A 19,758-nucleotide genomic window follows, 5' to 3' on the forward strand; every position below is an offset into this window, starting at 1 on the left:
AAGGCTATATAGCCCAGAATCGTTGATTTTACTGGGGGTGAGCCGATTTTGGAGGTATGAAGTTGACACTACCTCATGCATTTTTGAGGTATAAATATGATATACACATACAAATATAAATCGCCGTTAGGGCATATTTTACTGGCGGCAGATGAAGTGGGAATTACTGGTCTATGGTTTGAAGGACAGAAATATTTTGGGAATACACTTCCAGACAAGCATATTCCACAGGAAACAGAGATTCTCACGGAAGCGAAAAAATGGCTGGATGTTTATTTCTCCGGTGAAGAACCGAAATTTACTCCGCCACTTCATCCGGACGGCTCAACATTCAGACAGGCAGTGTGGAAGATTTTATTGCAGATTCCCTATGGACAGACGATCACATACGGAGAAATTGCCCGCAAAATGGCAGAGATGAAAAATGTATCCCGCATGTCTGCCCAGGCAGTTGGAGGTGCGGTTGGACACAATGAAATTTCTATTATCATTCCCTGCCATCGTGTGATAGGCACAAATGGAAGTCTGACAGGGTATGCCGGGGGAATTGATAAAAAGCTTTCGTTGCTTGAACTGGAACACGCGGATATGAGTTATTTATTTGTTCCAAAGAAAGGGACAGCATTGTAGGAGGCAGTGATAAAACTGTCCTCATTTTGGGTTATTTTGGAGAGCCAAGATTGGACGGAAAATAGAATCTTGGACATATTTTGGACATATCTATTAAATGTTACAGAAATATTACGAGAATGGTGAACCCCAAAACCCCGCAAACCCTTATAAATCCAAAGAGAAACACCCGGTAGGGGAGCTACCGGGTATTTCGAGGGGAGTATAAATAATTAAATAAGGGGTTATGTAAAAAAATTTTTGAAGGGTAAATTCTTTTACAAAGCCAATTATAATATAAATTGGAAAAAAAAGCAATATCATTTTGATGAATATTCTTTCTGCAATTGGTTACAATACACAAAGTAATTTGAAAACAGCTGCTGGGTGCGGAACAGAACGCGAACAGCGGCATTCAACAGGAGGAATACTCAAATGGCAAAAAATTATGAGTCTGAAAACAAGAACAGCAAAAATTCAACAAACAGATCTTATGAAAATGAGATGAATTCTCAGGATTGCAAGAATTCTTACTCAAAAAACAGCAGCAAAAACAAGAGTCGTAATTCTTACGAGTCTGGGGAAGATACTACTTCCAGATATTAAAATATTTTAAGAAAGGGCGCAGGGTCTGTTGACTCTGCGCCCATGTTGGGAGGTTTAATGTATGCCGGAGGTTTTTGATGAGCAATGCGGAAGAAAATCCAGAGCCTTTTTCAGACACGCTCTAACGTTGCACGCGTCCTGCACCGTCGCTTTCAATCATGGAAAGAACTTATGATTCAGTAATATATTTAAGCCAGTGCTTTCATTACTTCATACGCACCATTTTCACGGATCTGAGTTAAGTAATTGCATACAGCTGCTTCAAATCCGGAAATCTGTGTCAGATCTTCGCCCCAGAAGGAAGTATTGGTGCAGACTGCATGAACAAGATCCGCTGCGGAATCATCTTTATGTGCAAGGTAGAATTCGAGAACTGCTTTGTCATCTTTTACAGTGTATTCATTAGCTGCTCTTTTGGCTGTAAGTCCGTCTTCGCTCATAGCATATCCGTTATAGAATGCAATGTAGAAGGCGAAAGAAGCTGTGATGCATGCAGGAAGTGTACCTTTGCGTTCAACATATTTTTTGAGTGACGGCATAACACGTGCTTTCCATTTGGATGTAGAGTTCAGAGAAATGGAAAGAAGAGCGTGATCGATAAATGGGTTTTTGAAACGTTCTGTAACAGCAGCGGCAAAATCTTTGAGCTCTGCTTTTGGAAGGTCCAGAGTAGGGATGATCTCATCATAAATAGTTTTGTTCATAAATCCACAGATCACATCGTCGTTCATGCAGTCTCTGACAATATCCTGTCCTGCAAGGTAAGCACCCAGTACAAAGGAGGTATGAGCACCATTTAAGATACGTACTTTTCTCTGCTTGTATGGTTTGTGATTGTCTGTGATCAGGATTGGAAGGTTCGCTTTGTCAACCGGGAATTCGTCTTTGATTGACTGAGGTCCTTCGATTACCCAGAAGCCGAAGATTTCACCTGTGTCGATCAGGTTATCTTTATAGCCAAGTTCTTCACAGATTGCAGCAGCTTCATTTCTTGGATAACCTGTTACAATACGGTCTACAAGTGTAGAGCAGAAGATGTTTTCAGCTTTGATCCAGTTGATAAAGTCTTCACCAAGATTCCACTGTTCAGCATATTTTAATACACATTTTTCAAGCTCTTTTCCATTATCATCGATCAGCTCACAGGAAAGAATGATAAATCCTTTGCCGGCTTCCTGACCGAATTTCTGGAAACGGCGATACATAAATTGAGTAAGTTTTCCAGGATAGCTGCCAGCCGGAACATCAGTAAACTGACAGGAAGAATCATAAGTAATTCCGGCTTCTGTTGTATTACATGCGATAAAACGGAGGTCCGGGTTATCTGCACATGCGAGAACTGCTTCAAAATCCTTATATGGATTGAGACAACGGCTTACACAGGAGATAACACGCTTTTTATTTATTTTTTTGCCATCCTGGAATCCACGGAGAAATAAGGTATAAAGACCCTCTTGTTCGTTGAACCTGTCATCGAGATCTGGAGCGATTGGCTGGCACAGAACAACTTTGGAGTTGAATCCGGCTTTTTCGTTTAACTCATCTATAAAATAATCTACAAATGCACGGAGGAAGTTTCCTTCACCAAACTGAAGTACACGTTCCGGCGCTGATTCAAGAAGGTATCCATCATAGCCCTGTTCTTTTAAAACAGCATAAGATAATTTTTTCATTTTCATTTTTCCTCATATATAATGATATGAGTGTTAAAAGGTCTTTTGACACTCATTTGATATCCGGATTGCTACGCAGCTACGCTGCTTCCGCAATTCGATTTATGTTTTATAAAGTAACGCCCTGTTTGAAGATTGCCATATCATGGAAACCTGCTTCTTCGGATTTTGATTTCTTTCCGGATGCAATCTCAAGGACAAAATCCAGAAGATTTTCTGAAAGCTCATCAAGAGGAGTATCATTTACCATGACTCCACAGTTGAAATCAATCCAGTTCTGCTTCTTTTTTGCAAGCTGGTTATTTGTGGAGATTTTTACTGTAGGTACAGGACTTGCAAATGGTGTTCCGCGTCCGGTGGTAAAAAGTACAATGTGTGCACCGGATGCAGCAAGGGCAGTAGAGGCGACAAGATCATTGCCAGGTGCACTCAGCAGGTTTAATCCTTTTTCCTTTACAGGTTCTCCATAAGAAAGAACTCCCATGACAGGTGCACTTCCGGATTTTTGCGTACATCCGAGAGATTTATCTTCCAGACTGGAAATACCGCCTTTTTTGTTTCCAGGAGAAGGATTTTCATAAATGGTCTGGTTGTGACTTTTAAAATAGTTTTTGAAATCGTTGACAAGGGCAACTGTCTGGTTGAACAGATCTTCTGTCTCGCAGCGGTTCATAAGTAATTCCTCAGCACCGAACATTTCAGGAACTTCTGTAAGAATTGTAGATCCTCCCATAGAAATCAGTTTGTCAGAAAATGCACCAACAGTAGGGTTTGCCGTGATTCCGGACAAACCATCAGAGCCGCCGCATTTCATACCGATTATCAGTTCAGATGCACGGATTGGTTCACGTTTAAATGAGGATGCATAGGAAATCAGTTCTTTGACAGTTTCAATACCATCACGGATCTCGTCTTCACATTCCTGGGCAACGAGAAAACGTACACGCTCAGGATCATAGTTTCCGATAAATTTCTTTAATTCATCGATGTTGCTGTTTTCGCAGCCAAGTCCAAGAACCAGAACACCGCCTGCATTGGGATGGTTCACTAAATCAGCAAGAATCTGACGTGTGTTATTCTGATCATCACCCATCTGGGAACATCCGTAAGGATGGGGAAAAGCGCAGACACCATCAATCTGGTCTGTCATGTATTTCTGTGAGGCCCGCTCAATAGCAGATGCGACATTGTTAACGCAGCCTACTGTAGGGATGATCCAGATTTCATTACGTACACCAACACGGCCGTCTTTTCTGCGATAGCCCTGGAAGAATTTTGGCTTCTGGTGTGGAAGCTCTGTGACATTTTTATTGTATGTATAAGTAAGAAGATCTCCCAGCCCTGTTTTTAAATTGTGAGTATGAATCCAGGAACCTGCGGAAATTTCTGTGGTTGCACATCCAATGGGATTACCATATTTAATAATGGAATCACCAGGCTTGAGATTTTTTAATGCAAACTTGTGTCCCTGCATGATGTCTTCTGTAAGAGTGAGTGTGGAGTTATCAAGTTCGATCACAGTGCCTTTCGCCAGAGGCTGAAGCGCAACGGCTACATTATCTGAAGGATTAATTTTAATAAAAGATTTCAAGAAATCAACAACCTCCTTTATGTGAAAATAATATATGTAAGAGCTTACATTCAAATTACATCAACAAAACAGGAACGTCAATAGAAAATGGAAAAAAAGCTAAAAATGGTAAAAATACACAATATATCATGCGTAAATTTGGCTGTTCTTCAAATGCTGTATGAATTGAAAATGACACTTATTTATCGTATACTGTGATTAAAATGTAAGACCTTACATTTTCGCTGGAACGGATAGAGAGAAGAGGAGAATTATTCTATGAAAGCATTTATGGACAAAGATTTTTTACTTTCAACAGAAACTTCAAAAAAGTTATTTCATGAGTATGCAGAGACAATGCCAATTGTAGATTACCATTGCCATATCAATCCCCAGGAAATTGCAGAGGACCGTAAGTTTGAGAATATTACCCAGGTGTGGCTTGGCGGTGATCATTATAAATGGCGTCAGATGCGGTCAAATGGAGTAGATGAGTACTACATTACTGGTGGTGCCAGTGACCGTGAAAAATTCCAGAAATGGGCAGAAACTCTTGGTAAAGCAATCGGAAATCCGCTCTATCACTGGAGCCATCTGGAATTGCAGAGATATTTCGGATATACAGGATATCTGAACGGAGATACAGCCGAAGAAGTGTGGAACCTGTGTAACAAAAAGCTTCAGGAAGATGATATGTCTGTAAGAAACATTATTCGCAAATCCAATGTAAAATTAATCTGTACAACAGATGATCCGATAGATGATCTGAAATGGCATAAAGTTCTTGCAGAAGATGAAAGCTTTGAGGTAAAAGTGCTTCCTGCATGGCGTCCGGACAAGGCAATGAATCTGGAAAAACCGGAATATCCGGAATACATGAAAAAGCTTTCACAGGTTAGTGGCGTTGAAATTGCTGATTTCGCAGATCTGAAAGAAGCCCTTCTTAAGAGAATGGAATTCTTTGCACAGATGGGATGCAGTGTATCTGACCATGCACTGGAATATGTTATGTATGCGCCTGCGGCAGAAGAAAAAGTAAATGAAATCTTTAAAAAGAGACTGAATGGCGAAAGCATCTCAAGAGAAGAAGAAATGATCTTCAAGACAGCTTTTATGCAGTTTGTTGGAAAAGAATATCATAAAAAGAACTGGGTAATGCAGATCCATTATGGATGCAAGAGAGACAACAATGCATTTATGTATGAGCAGCTCGGACCGGATACCGGATATGACTGCATCAATAACTATGCGCCAAGTGCTCAGACAGCAGATTTCCTGAACTCTCTGATCGCATCAAATGAACTTCCAAAGACAATCCTGTACTCCCTCAATCCTAATGATAATGAGGCAATCGGAACAATCCTTGGCTGCTTCCAGGGAACAGAGGCAGCAGGCAAAATTCAGCAGGGAAGTGCATGGTGGTTCAACGATCACAAAACCGGTATGATCGCACAGATGACATCACTCGCAAATCTGGGACTGCTTGCAAACTTTGTTGGCATGCTTACTGATTCAAGAAGCTTTTTGTCTTATACCAGACATGAGTATTTCCGCAGAATTCTTTGCGAGCTTATTGGCGGATGGGTGGAAAATGGAGAGTATCCAGCTGATTATAAAACTTTAAAGGAAATTGTGTGCGGAATTTCGTACAATAATGCAGTAGACTATTTTGGATTTGACCTGTAAAATTATTGATGTTAAAATAAATAAACAGCTTGATAAAAGCATATCAGATATGAATCTGTCTGATATGCTTTTTCAATAGAATGTATTAAGCGAATGCTTATTTTCTATTATTACCAGAACGAACAGGAGAACTATAGTGAATATATATGATATTGCAAAGCTGGCAAATGTTTCCATCGCAACAGTATCCAGAGTGGTCAATAACAGTCCGAAAGTCAGCCCGAAGACAAAAGAAAAGGTTCTTACGGTTATGAAAGAAAATGAATACACGCCGAATGCGTTTGCCAGAGGCCTTGGTCTTGGATCGATGAAAACAGTAGGAATCATCTGTCCAAACATTGACGATATCTATATGGCAAAAGCAGTATCTTATCTGGAGCGAAATCTTCATGCTCATGGATATGACTGTATTCTTGGCTGCAGTGGATTTAAACAGGAAGAAAAGGAGGATTATGTCAGACTCCTTTTGTCTAAGAAAATAGACACGCTGATACTGGTTGGTTCTACATATGCAGGAAATGGTAAAGATGAATCTGACACAGATTATATTCGGGAGGCAGCGGAACAGGTTTCCATATTTATGATTAACGCAAAGGTTTCAGGCGATAATATTTACTGCACCTATGCGGATGATTTTCAGGCTACTTATGAAGTGACGAAAGCCTTTATACGGAGAGGAAAAGAGAAAATTCTTTTTATGTATGATTCAGAATCCTACAGTGCCAGGCAGAAAATGGCGGGATACGAAGCTGCATTGCAGGAAGCCGGATATCCGATTTGTGGAAATCTGAAATTCAAGACCAGAAATGACATTGAATATACACGGGATATGCTGCTTGAATACAACCGGACCCTTGATTTTGACAGTGTCCTTGCAACGGAGGATGGAATTGCAATCGGAGCAGTAAAGTATGCAAAGATTAAGGAACTGGCGATCCCTGAAGAGCTTCCGGTTGCCGGATATAATAATTCAATTCTTGCAATCAGCAGTGATCCTGAGCTCACGTCGGTGGACAGTAAGCTGGGCGTAATGTGCAAAAAGACAGTGGAACGAATGATCGATCTTCTTGAGAGAGAAATACAGATTGAAAAGAATGTGTGTGTTCCGTGCGAAATAGTCCGCAGGTGTACAACGGATTTCTGATCTTGATTTATATTTAACCGAATCAAGTAAGTCCCCTGCGGAGGTTACGAAAAGCAATACTTAAAAAAGGTGCATTTTGGCACCTTTTTTGTATTTGCGGATATACTGATAAAAAAGGGGATTTTCCATGTTTCCTGTAGAGCCGATTTCCGGAAAAATGCTGGATTATTATGTTGGACGGAAAGATTCCTTTCTTATAGATTTGAGAAATCCGAAAGAGTACCATACCGGACATATAAAGGGAGCGGTAAATGTGCCATATGAGAAGTTTGAAGAAATGCAGACATATGATTTTCCAAAAGGGAAAATACTGGTGCTGTATTGCGACAGAGGCGGGGCAAGTCTTCAGGCAGCCAGGATTCTGGCGCGAAATGGATATAAGACAAAAACGGTGATCGGGGGAATGAAGGAGTACAGAGGGAGAAATCTGATATGCGATATATGAGAAAAAATTCAAAAGAGTACTATCTTGTAATTTCCATCAAGGCATGATAATGTAAAGAAGAAAAATGTCCTTTTCATGAGGTTATGTAAACCGAAAAGGAGAGAGACAATTCGAACACTAAAAACAGAGGAGAAACCAAGTTTATGAAATATATGTTTGCTTCTGACATCCATGGTTCTGCTTACTATTGCAGGAAAATGCTGGATGCTTTTGAGAAAGAAGGGGCAGAGCGCCTGGTTCTGCTGGGCGATCTGCTTTATCACGGACCAAGAAATGATCTGCCAAAAGAATATGCACCGAAGCAGGTGATCCCCATGCTGAATGCCATGAAAGACAAAATTTATGCTGTGCGCGGTAACTGTGAGGCAGAAGTGGATCAGATGGTTCTGGAGTTTCCGGTGATGGCAGATTACTGCATTCTGTCAATTGACGGCAAGACACTTTATGCGACGCATGGACATGTTTATAATCAGAATAACCTTCCGCCTTTATGCAAGGGAGATATTCTGATCCATGGTCATACCCATGTTCTGAAAGCAGAGCAGATGGAGGGATACATTCTTTTGAATCCGGGTTCCGTATCCATTCCGAAAGAAGGAAATCCGCCTACCTATGCGGTGCTTGAGGACGGTGTTTTTTCCATCATGGATTTTGACGGAAATATTGTAAAAAGCATAGTGCTTTAAGAAGGGAAAAACGGTGAATGAGTACAGAAAGATTTGAACTGATCGCTCCCTGCCATTTTGGCCTGGAAGCGGTTTTGAAAAGAGAAATACTGGATCTGGGATATGAGATCAGCAAGGTGGAGGATGGCAAGGTTACTTTCCTGGCAGATGCCCAGGGAATTGCAGATGCCAATGTTTTTCTGCGTACTACAGAGCGTATTCTTCTGAAGGTTGCGGAAGTGAAAGCTGAGACATTTGATGAGCTTTTTGAGGCAACGAAGGCTTTGCCATGGGAACGTTATATTCCAGCAGATGGCAAATTCTGGATTGCGAAAGCCAATTCAGTGAAGAGTAAGCTGTTCAGCCCGTCTGATATCCAGTCTATTATGAAAAAAGCCATTGTAGAGCGTCTGAAGGGCGTATATAACGTGTCCTGGTTCCCGGAAGACGGAGCAAGTTTTCCTATCCGTGTGGCGTTTATGAAGGATGTGGCAACTATTGGAATCGATACTTCCGGTGTTTCTCTTCATAAGAGAGGATATCGTCAGATGACCGTGAAGGCACCTATTACAGAGACTCTTGCCAGCGCATTGATTATGTTAACTCCGTGGAAAAAGGACAGAAGTCTTGTGGATCCCTTTTGCGGAAGCGGTACTTTTCCAATCGAGGCGGCTATGATGGCTGCAGATATTGCACCGGGTATGAACCGTTCTTTCCTTGCAGAGGACTGGAAGCATGTTGTGCCGAGAAGATGCTGGTATGAGGCGGTAGAAGAGGCTCAGGACAGAGTGAATCTGAAAATCGAGACGGATATTCAGGGCTATGATATTGATGCTGAGGCACTGAAAGCGGCCAGGGCAAATGCGAAAATGGCAGGAGTAGAAAGCCTGATCCATTTTCAGCAGCGTCCGGTGAAGGAGCTTCATCACCCGAAGCCATACGGATTTATCATTACGAATCCCCCTTATGGCGAGCGTCTGGAAGAAAAAGCAGCTTTGCCGCAGCTTTACCGCGAGATCGGTGAGAGCTACCGCGGTCTGGATAAGTGGTCAATGTATCTGATCACTTCTTATGATAAAGCTGAGAATGACATTGGACGCAAGGCAGATAAGAACCGTAAAATCTATAACGGAATGCTGAAAACATATTTTTACCAGTTCCTGGGACCAAAGCCTCCAAGACGTGCGGCACAGGAAAAGAAAGAGGGCACTGATAAATGAAGAAGATAATTTTTGCAACAGGAAATGCAGATAAAATGAAAGAAATCCGTAAAATCCTGGCAGATCTGGATGCAGAAGTGGTATCCATGAAAGAGGCTGGAATCCAGGCGGATATTGTAGAAGATGGCAAAACCTTCGAGGAAAACGCAGTGATCAAGGCGACTGCCATCAGCAAGCTTACCGGTAATGGCGAAATTGTACTTGCAGATGACTCGGGGCTTGAGATTGATTATCTGAATAAAGAGCCGGGAGTTTATTCTGCACGTTATATGGGCGAGAATACAGACTATCATATTAAGAATGCAAATTTGATCCAGAGACTGGATGGCGTGCCGGATGAGCAGCGTACAGCCCGTTTTGTCTGCGCTATTGCAGCTGCCTTTCCAGACGGAAGAGTGGAAACTGTGCGCGGAACCATGGAAGGCCGTATTGGATATGAGGAAAAGGGTGCCAATGGATTTGGGTATGATCCTATCTTTTTCCTGCCGGAATATGGCTGTACATCTGCAGAGCTGTCTATGGAAGAAAAAAATAAAATCAGCCACAGAGGAAAAGCTTTGCAGGCAATAAAGGAAGAATTACGATGAAGGTGCTGGTTGTCAGTGATACTCATGGGAGAGATGAGTCACTGGAGATGGCAGTAGCTTTGGAGCAGCCCTTTGATTATCTGATCCATTGCGGCGACGTGGAGGGCAGGGAATTTTTTATTGAAGCGCTGGCAGAATGTCCCTGTACCATTGTGGCAGGAAATAATGATTTTTTCAGTGATCTTCCAAGAGAGGACGAGATTTTGCTGGAAGGACATAAGATCATGGTGACTCATGGGCACAATTATGGTGTGTCCATGGATCTTTATGGGGTTTCGGAAGAGGCGGCAGCCAGAGGCTGTGAGATTGTTTGCTTCGGACATACCCATAAGCCAGTGGTGGAGAAGAAAAATGGTGTACTGGTGATCAATCCGGGAAGCCTTTCTTTTCCGAGACAGGAAGGCCGCAGACCAAGTTATGCGGTGATGGAGCTGTATAAAGGGGAAGAGCCGGAAATTGAAATTCGGTATTTGTAACTGAAAAATACCTGTATATTTGACTGTGGAAACGAAATATTTTTTGAAATATTTTTTTGAAAATTGTCGAAAAAGAGAAAAATGCAGATGGTGGAGAACCTGGAAACCCGCATTTTTAGCGGGTTTTCGGGAATTACATCTTTTTTCGAAAAAAATATAAAAATTTATAAAAAAGGTGTTGACAAATGGGAGACCATATAATATAATAACTCTTGCCTTGAGCGAGAGAAAAGAAATTCTTGAGAGCACAAGGAACGACAACTTCATAGAAATGATGTTGTAAGACATCGGGGTGTGGCTCAGTTTGGCTAGAGCGCCTGGTTTGGGACCAGGAGGCCGCAAGTTCGAATCTTGTCACCCCGACTGCTGTAACAACATTACCGTTTCAGCGTAAATGCGGGTGTAGTTCAATGGTAGAACACTAGCCTTCCAAGCTAGATACGTGGGTTCGATTCCCATCACCCGCTTCTCTGATGAAGAGAGATATGTGTCAGTAGCTCAGCTGGATAGAGCAACGGCCTTCTAAGCCGTGGGTCGGGGGTTCGAATCCCTTCTGACACGCTGTGGTGGGTATAGCGCAGTTGGTTAGCGCGCCAGATTGTGGCTCTGGAGGCCCAGGGTTCGAATCCCTGTATCCACCCTTTGCCTTTGGGCTATCGCCAAGCGGTAAGGCACAGCACTTTGACTGCTGCATTCGCTGGTTCGAATCCAGCTAGCCCAGTCCTATATGGAGCATTAGCTCAGTTGGTAGAGCACTTGACTTTTAATCAAGTTGTCCGGGGTTCGAATCCCCGATGCTTCACTTCACGAAAGACCGGAAATCCTTTATTTTCAAGGGTTTCCGGTCTTTTTTATTATCATTCCAAAACCGAAAGTAACCGCAAATAAACGCGAGTAAATGTCTCAAAAGTGTCTCAATAGAATCAAGATGTCTCAAAAGTGTCTCAGAAATTGAGGGCTTTTTCAACTGCTGATACAGCATCCTCTTTCTCCAAAATAATATGATTATAAACCTCAATAACCATCTTTTCTGTATCTCCCATAAGAGCGGCAATTCGTTTTATACTTACTGTTGGAATCTGATAACAAAGATTCGTGCAGTAATTATGACGAAATACATGTGGGGTAAGCTTCTCTTGATCAGCACCGGCGGCAAGCATGGACTTATAAATCCTGTCCCACATCTTCCGGAAAGAGGACTTGGTAATATATTCAGATCCTCTGGTAATAAACAATTGAGACGTTCGCAGTTCCTGGCAATATGTAGATAAATAAGGGAATACATTTGATGGAATTGGAACTGTACGCTCCACTTGATTCTTAGTACTCTTCAGGTATGGTTCGTTTCCATCAAACGCCAGGGACTTATTTACATTTAAGGTTTTGGATTTTAGATTGAAATCAAATCTGGTTAAAGCCAGAGCTTCTCCACGCCGGAGGCCACATCCATAAATCAGATAGAGAAATGCTTTATCCATATCTGCCAGATTAGCAGCAAACACAGCTTTTTTCTCCGAGTCGGACAAGGCTCTTTTTTCGGATTTAGATTTTTTTACTGAGATGTCCTTAAAAAGTTCTTCCGGAGCAGAAGCTGGTAATAGCTTATCCGATACTGCTGCATTCACGATCTGCTTCATAGTGAGCAATATTTGCTCCTGAGTCCGATTCTTTCCAACTGCATTATTGATCACAAGTAGGACGTGAAGTTTTGTAATATCGTTAAGCTTAACCTTATCCAGTACGTCCAGATGCTTATCAATAATATTTTTGTACATGGCAATTGTATTTTTCTCTTTTCCTGCTTTGTATACAGAAAGCCATTTTGTGGCATAGTCCTGGATACAAATATCTGTCTGTCGAACGTATTTGCGTTCCTGGACTTTCTGTTCCATTTCTTTTACCATATTTTCCAGGTCTCTGCTTGATTTCTTAGACCTGAGAGTAATTCTCTTTTTCTTACCATCTTCGGTGTAGGTGCCATCCCAAATGCGTGCCTGGAAACACCCATCTGACCCACGCTTGTATTTGGCTGAGGCCATGGTATCCCTCCTTTTTATAACCATTACGGTGAAATCACCGAAATGGTTCATATTTTGTAATTTGCGCCGGAACAACCGGCAAAAATGGGTACAAAAAATACAGCCACACAAATGTTTTCACTTGTGCGCTGCCTCCGAAGATGATACAATATCAGTGTCAAATGAATGGTATCTCTTCGGAGATCCTCGCCGCTCTGGTGCTGGTAACACCGGAGCGGTATTTATTTTTTTACAAAGTAAAAGACACCCATGCAATATACTTGTATGAGTGCCTTTCAACCATAATCAATATGGTTCTCTCACAAGTATATTACTATAAAAGTAAAGTATCTGCAATTTTTTTTTCTTACAAATTAGTTCATTTCAAGTTCCTTCATCAGCTCTTCCTGAGAAACAAATTCGTGACACTCAGGATTCTTGCGGATTTCGTCCAATAGCATTAGATCAATTTCATCTGGTTCTACTTCCTCAATATCATCCCAGGTCTTGGGAGCAATGATGTAGCGGCTCTGGATCATCTTCCAGAAGAATTCGGCTTCTTTATCGTTCATAAGGGATACAGCACCGATGATACGTTCCTTTGTTGCTGTCATAGTAATCACACTCCTTTATAAATCTGTCCACGGTTTCCGATAGCTTCAATTAATAAAATATTTCCATTTATATCAAAAATAATACGATAATCTCCAACACGAAGCCGGTAATCATTTCTGCCCTGTAATGCTTTGACATCACCTGCAGGAAGAAGATTAATTGCATTTATGATTCTTTTTCGTGTAGTAGCATCTTGTTTCTTTAGGAATTTGAGAGCTTGCTTAGAATACTGGACTTCCAAATAAACACCTCCAATAATGTTGTAGCTATAAATTGCTATTAAAAATAATCGTTATATGCTTTTGTATAGTTACTGTGTAGTAAATTGTCTATTTTGCTGTTGAACGAAGTTATTTTCCAAGCTGATCCAGACTTCTTTAATTTTAAGATAAGATTTCCGTAGCTGTAATCTATTCCTGCTTTACTATGTACACAAATGCGTTCGTACATATACTTTAAAAGTTGAGATTCAGAAATGTTCGGATTTTTCAACTGGTAATAAACTGAGTTTTCAAATGCTGCTTTGAATACGTTATATCTGTTTGGATATTTGTAACTAAGCTTCACAGTGGCATTCTTTCCGCTGACTTTTATTGATTTTAGTTCATAAGAAATACGTTTGTTATATTTCTTATAATATTGAGGCATGTAGCTATTTTCAATGAATAATTTAACACTCGAAGGTTTGGTAAAGCATTTTGTTAGTTTACTTGTATTATATTGCTTCGCATATTTGAAAAAACGATCTACACTCTTTTTCACCTGTTTTTGCGCAGTGGTCATTTTTTGCTTTGGAATAATTATCTTATCTTCAGTGAGACAATTTATGCAATAACGCATACGCACACCAGTTTTAAATATAGTCGGCTTTTTATCAATGTACCATTCTCCCCATACATGATTAGAAGCTGGGATGATGGTAGTTTCTTGAGTATGACAATATGAACAGGATCTATAGGCTTTTTTTTCTTCTGTACATATATTAGTAGCAGTTTTCCAATCAGACCAGGAATGAATTCCGTTGGTTGGAACATCTTCTTGTTGAGTTTTGTAACAAAAAGTACAAGTGCGGGTCTTAATGCCAGTATATGTACAGTTTGGAGCAGTTGTAATTTGCCATTCTCCCCAAGGATGATCAGAAACTGGGAGACTAATGGTTTCAATTTTGCGACATTTTTGGCAAATTTTCATTTCTGATCCTTTGGAAAGACAATCAGGCTCAATTCTATAAACTGTTTCCCAGACATGCGAACATTCTGAAGCATAAATTGGAATTACTGACAATAAGCATAGAAGAAAACCGACAATGCAAGATAGTATTAATTTCTTTTTCATAAAATCCCCCTTCCGTATATTACCAAGATAGTAATAGTATCAAACATAATTTTTGTGTAAATAATAATCTTATGAAGATATTATTAACTCAAATTATGTATGAGAAAAATGTATCTGTACGGCAGCTGTCGCAGATGACAGGAATTACGAAATCTACTCTCAATAATATTATGATTGAGAAATACTCACCTACGCTGGATAATCTGGAAAAGATAGCCAGAGTTTTGAAAGTAAGGATCTCTGATCTATACGACTCACCGTACAAATAGTAAAAAGTGTCCAGCATACTGGACAATTGCGTTTCGGTGCTAAATATTGCCCTCTGTTTATCGTATAATAAGTATAAAAGATAATGCTAAACGAACAAATGTTTGTGAAATATATTGCGCTTCAAATATAAATGGTGTATATTAAAAACAAACAAACGTTCGAATAAACGAGAACGGGGGGCATACATATGATGAAGAATGATAAAGAAGAGTACAAGGGCAAAATAATTGAGTTGGTAAACTTGATTAAAGAAGAATCCGTTCTGAGGCGGATCTACTTAATAATAATTACCATGATAGGGGCCGACCATTGAGGTTGGCTCTTTTCTTATTCTATTCCCAGGCAAGCCTTCATAAATTCTTCAATATGTTTTAGCTTTTCCGGATCAGCTTCTGCGATAGCGTTTAACATATTTCTTGCCATCTGGTTCTCAGTCCTGCTAAGTTTTCCAAGATTAATAGAGAATCGATCTTCTTCATTCACTTTCGTGAACATGTTATCGTCTCCGCCTTCACCGGTTCGAAGCCAAATTTCATTTACTTCAAATTCACGACAAATAGATTTTATATTAGCCTCAGTTAAACTATTACGACCAGTTTCGATAGCACTCATAGTGTTCTTTTTCAAACCTATTTTTTCACCGAATTTTTCAAGCGTAAGTTGACGGGTTTTCCGAACTTTTTTTACGCGTTCGCCTTGCGTCATTACTAAATCCTCCTTTCTTATGAATCCAATATAGCACCCTGGGATTGCAAAGTCAACAAAAAAGTTCATTAAATAGACAAATAAATATTGACAAAGCCTATTTAATGAACTATTATGTCTATGTAAGGAACAATGAAAGCGAGGTGAGAAGTCAAACGTTAGCAAATATAGAAAAAGAAAGAATAAAGAGAAAAATTACCCAAGGACAGTTGGCTATGAAAATTGGAGTATCTCATAAGACTTATTACAACTGGATTAATGAAGTGCGAGATATTCCAAGTAGAAAATTGCAGAGGTTAGCCAAAATACTTGATGTAACAATGGAGTATCTGTTGGAAAGTAGTACAGAAATAGAAAGGAGCAGGGAAAATGAGAAATTTGGATGAATTGGATATTGTGTTTCAGAAACTTGAAACACTTGAAGATCAGAAAAGAGAAGCGGAGATTGCGAAATTACGTTCAAAAATTACAAAGAGCTATGTAATTAACACAGTGCTTGCCGCATTGATGTACATAGCCCTTAAGAAAAGTAAATAAGTGGAGCTATCTGCGACGACGGCGCTGATTCATGGACAGATCACTTTCGACCTGGTTAGTGAAATCCGAAGAACAGATAACTTTTTCAATGGATTGGGAAAGTAGCTTTATAAAGTCTTCTTTTGAGAGGTCAGAGACTTTTTCAAAAGAAAAAGTGTTGGCAACTTCCCGAACACAATCTTCTACATGTAACATAGGAAACCTCCTTTCTATAAAGATGTAGAAAGAGTTTACCACAATAGGAAATAAATTACCATAGAAAAGAAAAATGTTGAGATATATCGACAGAAAACGAGGTGAGAGAATGAAAATTAAAACAATCCCAGAAATCAACATGACAGATAATCCTTTAGACAACATTATTAAAATGGCTCCTTATTTGGATGAAGGAAGTCAGCGAACTGTATTCGGGATGATGCTGGAAGCGGTCATGAGCATAAAAGATGATGGAAAGAAAGCTGGATAAAGAAGCAACTATACTGTATTCAAACGAAACAGAAAGCGAGGTAAGAAGAATGAAAGATAAAAAAATCGCACGAAAATCTCAAATAATGTATTTTCGTGCGAAAGATGTAATGATTTTGCTGACATATAAAAAAGATACTAAGCGCCAAAATACTCATCAAAAACAGGAAGCAACTTGAGTATACCAAATACAGAATTCTGACAGATTTTTTTAGATTCTTCATCAGCAGGAATATCACCAGAAATAATTCCATCAGCAACTGTAAGTGCCATATAAAGCGTTTGCAGCATATTTCTGGATATATTGGTATTGTGGGATGAAAATGTTTCAACTATTTGTTCGCTGTAGAACAAAGCTAAGTCAATTGTTTCGGGAGGAAACAAGTCAGAATCTGGAATAACGTTAACCATAACGGCTAAAGCATCCATTAAAGTCTGGATATCATTATCCGACAATGGATATGTAAATTTCTTCATATACTTCTCCTTTCTATATACTTGGGCATGGCAGTGCCCTGTAAGACTAGAATAGGAAAAGTTACAAGAAAAGTCAATATAAAACAAAGGAAAGAAGTCGAGATATATCGACAGAAGGGTAGGTGAAAAATATGACCAAAGAAAAGAAAGAGCGTATCACAGCAATCGTACAGAATCTGAAACAGATGGATATTGTAAGCCTTAAGTTGATGGAGAATAACTCAGAACTCTTGAGAGCCAGAGATGCAATGGAAGTAGAAACCCAGAAAGCAGGATAACAGAAGCGAGGTGAAAAGATGGAAAGTGACCGAGACAGGAGATTTGCGCTTGAAGGATTTGTAAGATATCACGATGACAGAATCTGGAAGCAGACGCAAAAGCTTGTCAGAGAAGAAAAAGAAGCAATAACCAAAATGGCAGTTACCCTTACTGCAATAAGAATAACTGCCATGCTGCTTATCTCTTGGTTTGCGCTTCATAAGTTTTCAGGACAGTAGAAGCAACTTCATGTACTGCATTGACAAGTTCATCCTTGGAAAGTTCGTCAGCAGAGGAGTGATAGATTTCGTTGATCATTTCGTGACTGAACAGATCAATGACTTCGTGAATTGTCATATAAAGAACTCCTTTCATAATACTCGGGCATGCCAGTGCCCTGTACCTAAAGAATAGGAGAAAAGAAATAAAAAGTCAATGTAATTGGAGAAGTAACAGAAAGCGAGGTGAGAGGATGGAAAGAGTGCATTTCGATGAAAATGGAAATCGGCGTGATTACATTGGTGGAAAAATCAAAAAGGAAGACTATGAAATGGACAAAATAAGAAACAATTGCTACCAATCAATAATTATTTCGTTGGCAGCAGCTGTAGTGAGCGTGGCAGCGTTAGTGATTAACATAGTATTTGGATAATCACCGAAAAGAAATAAAAAGTCAATGTGATTGGTAAAGTAACAGGGAAGCGAGGTGAGAAAAATGGTGAATGTAGCATTACTGGTAGTCGCAGGAGCAACGTTCTTGAATTCAATCTCCGTGATTTTACTTGCAGTTTATGCAAGAAAAAAAGAGAAAGAAATTAGAAAACTGAAACTAGAACAAGACAAAATGTGGAAGAGTACAACAGAAAATATTTGGGTTTCTGATCAAAGCCGGGATAAACAAATAGAAAATCTTCAAAAAGATTTAAAGGATATGTACATGGAAAGATCAGTAGTAAGAAATATTTCGGTACCAAAGAAGTATTTTATGACACGAACTTTTAATGAGAAAAGGGGAAAGAAAAAGGAATTAGCAGATTATGTGGCTGCTGTTGCTTTAAAAACAATAGCGTCAGAACTTCCAGAGGAAGAACGGACGCCAGAGGTCATAGAGAATGTTATCATACCCAAAATCAAGGAAAAATTAAATGAAAGCTGTATCAGGTTATAAAGATTTGATGTGCATATCCTGGAGCGTTTCAGAGATTACTTCAAGGGCAGAAAAGGAGATGAAAAGATGGATGTAGATAAAAGAAATGAAGAGTTGGATGAAACAATAATCCAGACTTGCAAATGGATCCAGAAGAAACTTCAAATTTCAGACAAATCCATTAGAGATGAAAAAGTTCCGGAAATGATGAGTGCCCTGGCGGAGCTGGTGAGCGCCAGAAATGAGCGAGGTGAGAGAAGTTGCATCATAGTGGAATAGTATACGCTAAAGAAGTTCCTATGATAAAAGTCAAAACCGTAAAGGAGAAAAATGGAAAAGGAACCCCTCTGCAAACAGTAATACAGTAATGGACAAAAGATGGTGTGCTGGTTGCAGAAGGGCGTGTGAATCAACTTGATGAACCGGAAATAAATTGATCAGTTCCCTGGTGAATTTGTTTGCAGAGGAGATGAGAATACGAAAAAAAGAAAACGATATAGAGATATGACAGAAGAAGAACGGATAGAGCATGACAACAAAGTTATCGATCGGAACTACACAATAGCCTTGTATTTTAACCTGTTAAATCTTTTCATTCTATTTATTGCAAACCTAGATAAGATAGTATCTTTTGGACGTTATGTACTATCTTGTCTGCATTAGCCAGAAGACTGCAAATTGCGGTAATAACTGAAAGGATAAAGGATAAATTAGCTTTGAATTTAGCAGAAATAGATGTTTTTCTTGCACTATCGGCTTGTTCTTTTGCGAGATCTGCCCGGATAGATGCAGATTCTGCCAAAGAAGTTGTTTTATCTGCAATATCGTACAGTGGTTTAAGCTTTGTGTTAAACTCATCAGTCCGGCGCTTAGCTTGTTCAATAATTGCATTTCCGGAAGTTATGGTCACTAAGTGAGAAGAATCTACGAGGTTATAAGTTTCGTATTGATCAGTGTCTGCTTCTAGTGAACTTGCTTCTCTAAGTGAGATTAGATGTTGCTCATCGAACGATAGAACAAGATCTTCAATGTCATTATAAGAAGGAAATGTAGTTTTAAGCGAAGCATAAGAGATGTACGGATTGTTGTAGATGTATTCAAGAAGCGAAAAACTTCGATTATCTAATGTTATTTCGGACATATTAACCTCCACGTTTCCGGGTGTAGTGATAAGCAAGTGTTTATTAAAACTAGAATAGGAGAATTTAGGTAAAAAGTCAATATAAGAAATATCGGTAGTAGTAGAGTGA

Annotated in this window: 30 protein-coding genes and 6 tRNA genes; 25 read left to right on the forward strand and 11 right to left on the reverse strand. The window is 39.7% G+C overall.

The annotated features are described in order from the left end of the window. Positions 1 to 96: 96 nt before the first annotated feature. Together AB5170_RS04905 and AB5170_RS04910 are read left to right on the forward strand one after the other, a co-directional pair. On the forward strand, positions 97 to 630 hold the full coding sequence (locus AB5170_RS04905; RefSeq protein ID WP_148461765.1) for a methylated-DNA--[protein]-cysteine S-methyltransferase: 534 nt from the start codon (positions 97 to 99) through the stop codon (positions 628 to 630). A gap of 414 nt (positions 631 to 1,044) precedes the next feature. Then, a complete protein-coding gene (locus AB5170_RS04910) occupies positions 1,045 to 1,215 on the forward strand; it encodes a hypothetical protein (protein ID WP_173716171.1) in 171 nt (56 codons plus the stop codon). Between the two features lie 188 nt (positions 1,216 to 1,403). On the opposite strand, the gene AB5170_RS04915 is transcribed toward AB5170_RS04910, so the two are convergent. Then, a complete protein-coding gene (locus tag AB5170_RS04915; protein ID WP_118579823.1) occupies positions 1,404 to 2,888 on the reverse strand; it encodes a tagaturonate reductase in 1,485 nt (494 codons plus the stop codon). Positions 2,889 to 2,997: 109 nt separating this feature from the next. Continuing rightward, positions 2,998 to 4,479 (reverse strand): UxaA family hydrolase, encoded by a 1,482-nt coding sequence (locus AB5170_RS04920; RefSeq protein WP_173771171.1) that lies wholly within the window; start codon positions 4,477 to 4,479, stop codon positions 2,998 to 3,000. A gap of 258 nt (positions 4,480 to 4,737) precedes the next feature. Here AB5170_RS04920 and uxaC point away from each other — a divergent pair, with 258 nt between their 5' ends. The 13 genes from uxaC to AB5170_RS04985 all read left to right on the forward strand — a co-directional run bounded on the left by uxaC (position 4,738) and on the right by AB5170_RS04985 (position 11,483). Continuing rightward, entirely contained in the window at positions 4,738 to 6,144 is a 1,407-nt protein-coding gene (gene uxaC / locus AB5170_RS04925) for a glucuronate isomerase (protein WP_173771169.1), read from the forward strand. A 136-nt stretch (positions 6,145 to 6,280) separates the two neighbouring features. Beyond that, the gene (locus tag AB5170_RS04930; protein WP_368361488.1) at positions 6,281 to 7,288 is read left to right on the forward strand and encodes a LacI family DNA-binding transcriptional regulator; all 1,008 of its coding nucleotides are present in this window, start codon (positions 6,281 to 6,283) and stop codon (positions 7,286 to 7,288) included. Between the two features lie 127 nt (positions 7,289 to 7,415). Next, positions 7,416 to 7,733, forward strand: coding sequence for a rhodanese-like domain-containing protein (locus AB5170_RS04935; RefSeq protein ID WP_118579811.1), 318 nt, complete (start codon positions 7,416 to 7,418; stop codon positions 7,731 to 7,733). A gap of 143 nt (positions 7,734 to 7,876) precedes the next feature. Continuing rightward, positions 7,877 to 8,419, forward strand: coding sequence for a phosphodiesterase (yfcE, locus tag AB5170_RS04940; protein ID WP_342982016.1), 543 nt, complete (start codon positions 7,877 to 7,879; stop codon positions 8,417 to 8,419). Positions 8,420 to 8,436: 17 nt separating this feature from the next. Beyond that, a complete protein-coding gene (locus AB5170_RS04945; protein WP_173773091.1) occupies positions 8,437 to 9,618 on the forward strand; it encodes a class I SAM-dependent RNA methyltransferase in 1,182 nt (393 codons plus the stop codon). Further along, entirely contained in the window at positions 9,615 to 10,205 is a 591-nt protein-coding gene (locus tag AB5170_RS04950; RefSeq protein ID WP_195379511.1) for an XTP/dITP diphosphatase, read from the forward strand. Before AB5170_RS04945 ends, AB5170_RS04950 begins: the two co-directional genes overlap by 4 nt. Beyond that, complete coding sequence (locus AB5170_RS04955; protein ID WP_148461758.1) at positions 10,202 to 10,681, forward strand: metallophosphoesterase; 480 nt, start codon at positions 10,202 to 10,204, stop codon at positions 10,679 to 10,681. Before AB5170_RS04950 ends, AB5170_RS04955 begins: the two co-directional genes overlap by 4 nt. Before the next feature lie 288 nt (positions 10,682 to 10,969). Next, positions 10,970 to 11,044 (forward strand) — tRNA-Pro (locus AB5170_RS04960). A gap of 33 nt (positions 11,045 to 11,077) precedes the next feature. Then, positions 11,078 to 11,148, forward strand: a tRNA-Gly gene (locus tag AB5170_RS04965). 20 nt (positions 11,149 to 11,168) lie between these two features. Beyond that, positions 11,169 to 11,242, forward strand: a tRNA-Arg gene (locus AB5170_RS04970). Between the two features lie 5 nt (positions 11,243 to 11,247). Beyond that, positions 11,248 to 11,321, forward strand: a tRNA-His gene (locus AB5170_RS04975). A gap of 9 nt (positions 11,322 to 11,330) precedes the next feature. Continuing rightward, positions 11,331 to 11,402, forward strand: a tRNA-Gln gene (locus tag AB5170_RS04980). 8 nt (positions 11,403 to 11,410) lie between these two features. After that, positions 11,411 to 11,483 (forward strand) — tRNA-Lys (locus AB5170_RS04985). A gap of 142 nt (positions 11,484 to 11,625) precedes the next feature. Here AB5170_RS04985 and AB5170_RS04990 read toward each other — a convergent pair. The 4 genes from AB5170_RS04990 to AB5170_RS05005 form a co-directional block, all read right to left on the reverse strand. Further along, positions 11,626 to 12,720, reverse strand: a complete 1,095-nt coding sequence (locus tag AB5170_RS04990) for a tyrosine-type recombinase/integrase (RefSeq protein WP_368361487.1) — start codon at positions 12,718 to 12,720, stop codon at positions 11,626 to 11,628. A gap of 353 nt (positions 12,721 to 13,073) precedes the next feature. Continuing rightward, the gene (locus AB5170_RS04995; RefSeq protein WP_173718585.1) at positions 13,074 to 13,313 is read right to left on the reverse strand and encodes a hypothetical protein; all 240 of its coding nucleotides are present in this window, start codon (positions 13,311 to 13,313) and stop codon (positions 13,074 to 13,076) included. 5 nt (positions 13,314 to 13,318) lie between these two features. Next, entirely contained in the window at positions 13,319 to 13,555 is a 237-nt protein-coding gene (locus AB5170_RS05000; protein WP_368361486.1) for a type II toxin-antitoxin system RelE/ParE family toxin, read from the reverse strand. Positions 13,556 to 13,593: 38 nt separating this feature from the next. Next, a complete protein-coding gene (locus AB5170_RS05005) occupies positions 13,594 to 14,649 on the reverse strand; it encodes a hypothetical protein (protein WP_368361485.1) in 1,056 nt (351 codons plus the stop codon). A gap of 95 nt (positions 14,650 to 14,744) precedes the next feature. Between AB5170_RS05005 and AB5170_RS05010 the strand changes: the two genes are divergently transcribed. Together AB5170_RS05010 and AB5170_RS05015 are read left to right on the forward strand one after the other, a co-directional pair. Continuing rightward, a complete protein-coding gene (locus tag AB5170_RS05010) occupies positions 14,745 to 14,918 on the forward strand; it encodes a helix-turn-helix transcriptional regulator (RefSeq protein WP_255610571.1) in 174 nt (57 codons plus the stop codon). 188 nt (positions 14,919 to 15,106) lie between these two features. After that, on the forward strand, positions 15,107 to 15,232 hold the full coding sequence (locus AB5170_RS05015; RefSeq protein WP_255610567.1) for a hypothetical protein: 126 nt from the start codon (positions 15,107 to 15,109) through the stop codon (positions 15,230 to 15,232). A gap of 14 nt (positions 15,233 to 15,246) precedes the next feature. On the opposite strand, the gene AB5170_RS05020 is transcribed toward AB5170_RS05015, so the two are convergent. Then, positions 15,247 to 15,624, reverse strand: a complete 378-nt coding sequence (locus AB5170_RS05020) for a helix-turn-helix domain-containing protein (RefSeq protein WP_187565580.1) — start codon at positions 15,622 to 15,624, stop codon at positions 15,247 to 15,249. Between the two features lie 104 nt (positions 15,625 to 15,728). Here AB5170_RS05020 and AB5170_RS05025 point away from each other — a divergent pair, with 104 nt between their 5' ends. Beyond that, the gene (locus tag AB5170_RS05025) at positions 15,729 to 16,010 is read left to right on the forward strand and encodes a helix-turn-helix transcriptional regulator (RefSeq protein ID WP_279310194.1); all 282 of its coding nucleotides are present in this window, start codon (positions 15,729 to 15,731) and stop codon (positions 16,008 to 16,010) included. Beyond that, entirely contained in the window at positions 15,994 to 16,161 is a 168-nt protein-coding gene (locus AB5170_RS05030; RefSeq protein WP_173773641.1) for a hypothetical protein, read from the forward strand. Before AB5170_RS05025 ends, AB5170_RS05030 begins: the two co-directional genes overlap by 17 nt. Positions 16,162 to 16,167: 6 nt before the next feature. Here AB5170_RS05030 and AB5170_RS05035 read toward each other — a convergent pair whose 3' ends face one another. After that, complete coding sequence (locus AB5170_RS05035; protein ID WP_173773639.1) at positions 16,168 to 16,356, reverse strand: hypothetical protein; 189 nt, start codon at positions 16,354 to 16,356, stop codon at positions 16,168 to 16,170. Positions 16,357 to 16,465: 109 nt separating this feature from the next. Between AB5170_RS05035 and AB5170_RS05040 the strand changes: the two genes are divergently transcribed. Together AB5170_RS05040 and AB5170_RS05045 are read left to right on the forward strand one after the other, a co-directional pair. Then, positions 16,466 to 16,627: a hypothetical protein gene (locus AB5170_RS05040; protein WP_173773637.1), complete on the forward strand. Its 162-nt coding sequence runs from the start codon at positions 16,466 to 16,468 to the stop codon at positions 16,625 to 16,627. Further along, positions 16,605 to 16,805: a hypothetical protein gene (locus AB5170_RS05045; protein ID WP_368361484.1), complete on the forward strand. Its 201-nt coding sequence runs from the start codon at positions 16,605 to 16,607 to the stop codon at positions 16,803 to 16,805. The genes AB5170_RS05040 and AB5170_RS05045 overlap by 23 nt, the downstream gene beginning before the upstream one ends. On the opposite strand, the gene AB5170_RS05050 is transcribed toward AB5170_RS05045, so the two are convergent. Then, complete coding sequence (locus AB5170_RS05050) at positions 16,765 to 17,103, reverse strand: hypothetical protein (protein WP_368361483.1); 339 nt, start codon at positions 17,101 to 17,103, stop codon at positions 16,765 to 16,767. The genes AB5170_RS05045 and AB5170_RS05050 overlap by 41 nt on opposite strands. A 131-nt stretch (positions 17,104 to 17,234) precedes the next feature. Here AB5170_RS05050 and AB5170_RS05055 point away from each other — a divergent pair, with 131 nt between their 5' ends. Next, positions 17,235 to 17,381, forward strand: coding sequence for a hypothetical protein (locus AB5170_RS05055; protein WP_173718577.1), 147 nt, complete (start codon positions 17,235 to 17,237; stop codon positions 17,379 to 17,381). Between the two features lie 178 nt (positions 17,382 to 17,559). On the opposite strand, the gene AB5170_RS05060 is transcribed toward AB5170_RS05055, so the two are convergent. Then, complete coding sequence (locus tag AB5170_RS05060; protein ID WP_173771042.1) at positions 17,560 to 17,718, reverse strand: hypothetical protein; 159 nt, start codon at positions 17,716 to 17,718, stop codon at positions 17,560 to 17,562. 115 nt (positions 17,719 to 17,833) lie between these two features. Between AB5170_RS05060 and AB5170_RS05065 the strand changes: the two genes are divergently transcribed. The 3 genes from AB5170_RS05065 (at position 17,834) to AB5170_RS05075 (ending at position 18,787) form a co-directional block, all read left to right on the forward strand. Beyond that, positions 17,834 to 18,013 (forward strand): hypothetical protein, encoded by a 180-nt coding sequence (locus AB5170_RS05065; protein WP_368361482.1) that lies wholly within the window; start codon positions 17,834 to 17,836, stop codon positions 18,011 to 18,013. A gap of 63 nt (positions 18,014 to 18,076) precedes the next feature. After that, positions 18,077 to 18,529 (forward strand): hypothetical protein, encoded by a 453-nt coding sequence (locus AB5170_RS05070; protein ID WP_294432671.1) that lies wholly within the window; start codon positions 18,077 to 18,079, stop codon positions 18,527 to 18,529. A gap of 66 nt (positions 18,530 to 18,595) precedes the next feature. Beyond that, positions 18,596 to 18,787, forward strand: coding sequence for a hypothetical protein (locus AB5170_RS05075; RefSeq protein ID WP_368361481.1), 192 nt, complete (start codon positions 18,596 to 18,598; stop codon positions 18,785 to 18,787). Between the two features lie 322 nt (positions 18,788 to 19,109). Here the strand turns inward: AB5170_RS05075 and AB5170_RS05080 are convergent, their stop codons facing one another. Continuing rightward, positions 19,110 to 19,649, reverse strand: coding sequence for a hypothetical protein (locus AB5170_RS05080; RefSeq protein ID WP_294432680.1), 540 nt, complete (start codon positions 19,647 to 19,649; stop codon positions 19,110 to 19,112). Between the last annotated feature and the right edge of the window lie 109 nt (positions 19,650 to 19,758).

It is taken from the genome of Ruminococcus sp. RTP21484sp1_RTP21281st1_A8_RTP21281_210402, assembly GCF_040914025.1.
GTDB classification, from domain to species: Bacteria; Bacillota; Clostridia; order Lachnospirales; family Lachnospiraceae; genus Blautia_A; species Blautia_A faecis.

Excerpts from the sequence above, each read along its gene's own strand:
- AB5170_RS05045 (WP_368361484.1), top strand. The coding sequence starts at position 16,605 with ATGATGGAAAGAAAGCTGGATAAAGAAGCAACTATACTGTATTCAAAC.
- AB5170_RS05070 (WP_294432671.1), top strand. The coding sequence starts at position 18,077 with ATGGTGAATGTAGCATTACTGGTAGTCGCAGGAGCAACGTTCTTGAAT.
- AB5170_RS04910 (WP_173716171.1), top strand. The coding sequence starts at position 1,045 with ATGGCAAAAAATTATGAGTCTGAAAACAAGAACAGCAAAAATTCAACA.
- uxaC (WP_173771169.1), top strand. The coding sequence starts at position 4,738 with ATGAAAGCATTTATGGACAAAGATTTTTTACTTTCAACAGAAACTTCA.
- AB5170_RS04905 (WP_148461765.1), top strand. The coding sequence starts at position 97 with ATGATATACACATACAAATATAAATCGCCGTTAGGGCATATTTTACTG.
- AB5170_RS05010 (WP_255610571.1), top strand. The coding sequence starts at position 14,745 with ATGTATGAGAAAAATGTATCTGTACGGCAGCTGTCGCAGATGACAGGA.
- AB5170_RS05035 (WP_173773639.1), bottom strand. The coding sequence starts at position 16,356 with ATGTTACATGTAGAAGATTGTGTTCGGGAAGTTGCCAACACTTTTTCT.
- AB5170_RS04915 (WP_118579823.1), bottom strand. The coding sequence starts at position 2,888 with ATGAAAAAATTATCTTATGCTGTTTTAAAAGAACAGGGCTATGATGGA.
- AB5170_RS05030 (WP_173773641.1), top strand. The coding sequence starts at position 15,994 with ATGAGAAATTTGGATGAATTGGATATTGTGTTTCAGAAACTTGAAACA.
- AB5170_RS05060 (WP_173771042.1), bottom strand. The coding sequence starts at position 17,718 with ATGACAATTCACGAAGTCATTGATCTGTTCAGTCACGAAATGATCAAC.
- AB5170_RS04950 (WP_195379511.1), top strand. The coding sequence starts at position 9,615 with ATGAAGAAGATAATTTTTGCAACAGGAAATGCAGATAAAATGAAAGAA.
- AB5170_RS04990 (WP_368361487.1), bottom strand. The coding sequence starts at position 12,720 with ATGGCCTCAGCCAAATACAAGCGTGGGTCAGATGGGTGTTTCCAGGCA.
- AB5170_RS04955 (WP_148461758.1), top strand. The coding sequence starts at position 10,202 with ATGAAGGTGCTGGTTGTCAGTGATACTCATGGGAGAGATGAGTCACTG.
- AB5170_RS05065 (WP_368361482.1), top strand. The coding sequence starts at position 17,834 with ATGGAAAGAGTGCATTTCGATGAAAATGGAAATCGGCGTGATTACATT.
- yfcE (WP_342982016.1), top strand. The coding sequence starts at position 7,877 with ATGAAATATATGTTTGCTTCTGACATCCATGGTTCTGCTTACTATTGC.
- AB5170_RS05025 (WP_279310194.1), top strand. The coding sequence starts at position 15,729 with ATGAACTATTATGTCTATGTAAGGAACAATGAAAGCGAGGTGAGAAGT.
- AB5170_RS05055 (WP_173718577.1), top strand. The coding sequence starts at position 17,235 with ATGACCAAAGAAAAGAAAGAGCGTATCACAGCAATCGTACAGAATCTG.
- AB5170_RS04995 (WP_173718585.1), bottom strand. The coding sequence starts at position 13,313 with ATGACAGCAACAAAGGAACGTATCATCGGTGCTGTATCCCTTATGAAC.
- AB5170_RS04935 (WP_118579811.1), top strand. The coding sequence starts at position 7,416 with ATGTTTCCTGTAGAGCCGATTTCCGGAAAAATGCTGGATTATTATGTT.
- AB5170_RS05050 (WP_368361483.1), bottom strand. The coding sequence starts at position 17,103 with ATGAAGAAATTTACATATCCATTGTCGGATAATGATATCCAGACTTTA.
- AB5170_RS05080 (WP_294432680.1), bottom strand. The coding sequence starts at position 19,649 with ATGTCCGAAATAACATTAGATAATCGAAGTTTTTCGCTTCTTGAATAC.
- AB5170_RS05040 (WP_173773637.1), top strand. The coding sequence starts at position 16,466 with ATGAAAATTAAAACAATCCCAGAAATCAACATGACAGATAATCCTTTA.
- AB5170_RS05075 (WP_368361481.1), top strand. The coding sequence starts at position 18,596 with ATGGATGTAGATAAAAGAAATGAAGAGTTGGATGAAACAATAATCCAG.
- AB5170_RS05020 (WP_187565580.1), bottom strand. The coding sequence starts at position 15,624 with ATGACGCAAGGCGAACGCGTAAAAAAAGTTCGGAAAACCCGTCAACTT.
- AB5170_RS04945 (WP_173773091.1), top strand. The coding sequence starts at position 8,437 with ATGAGTACAGAAAGATTTGAACTGATCGCTCCCTGCCATTTTGGCCTG.
- AB5170_RS05005 (WP_368361485.1), bottom strand. The coding sequence starts at position 14,649 with ATGAAAAAGAAATTAATACTATCTTGCATTGTCGGTTTTCTTCTATGC.
- AB5170_RS05015 (WP_255610567.1), top strand. The coding sequence starts at position 15,107 with ATGATGAAGAATGATAAAGAAGAGTACAAGGGCAAAATAATTGAGTTG.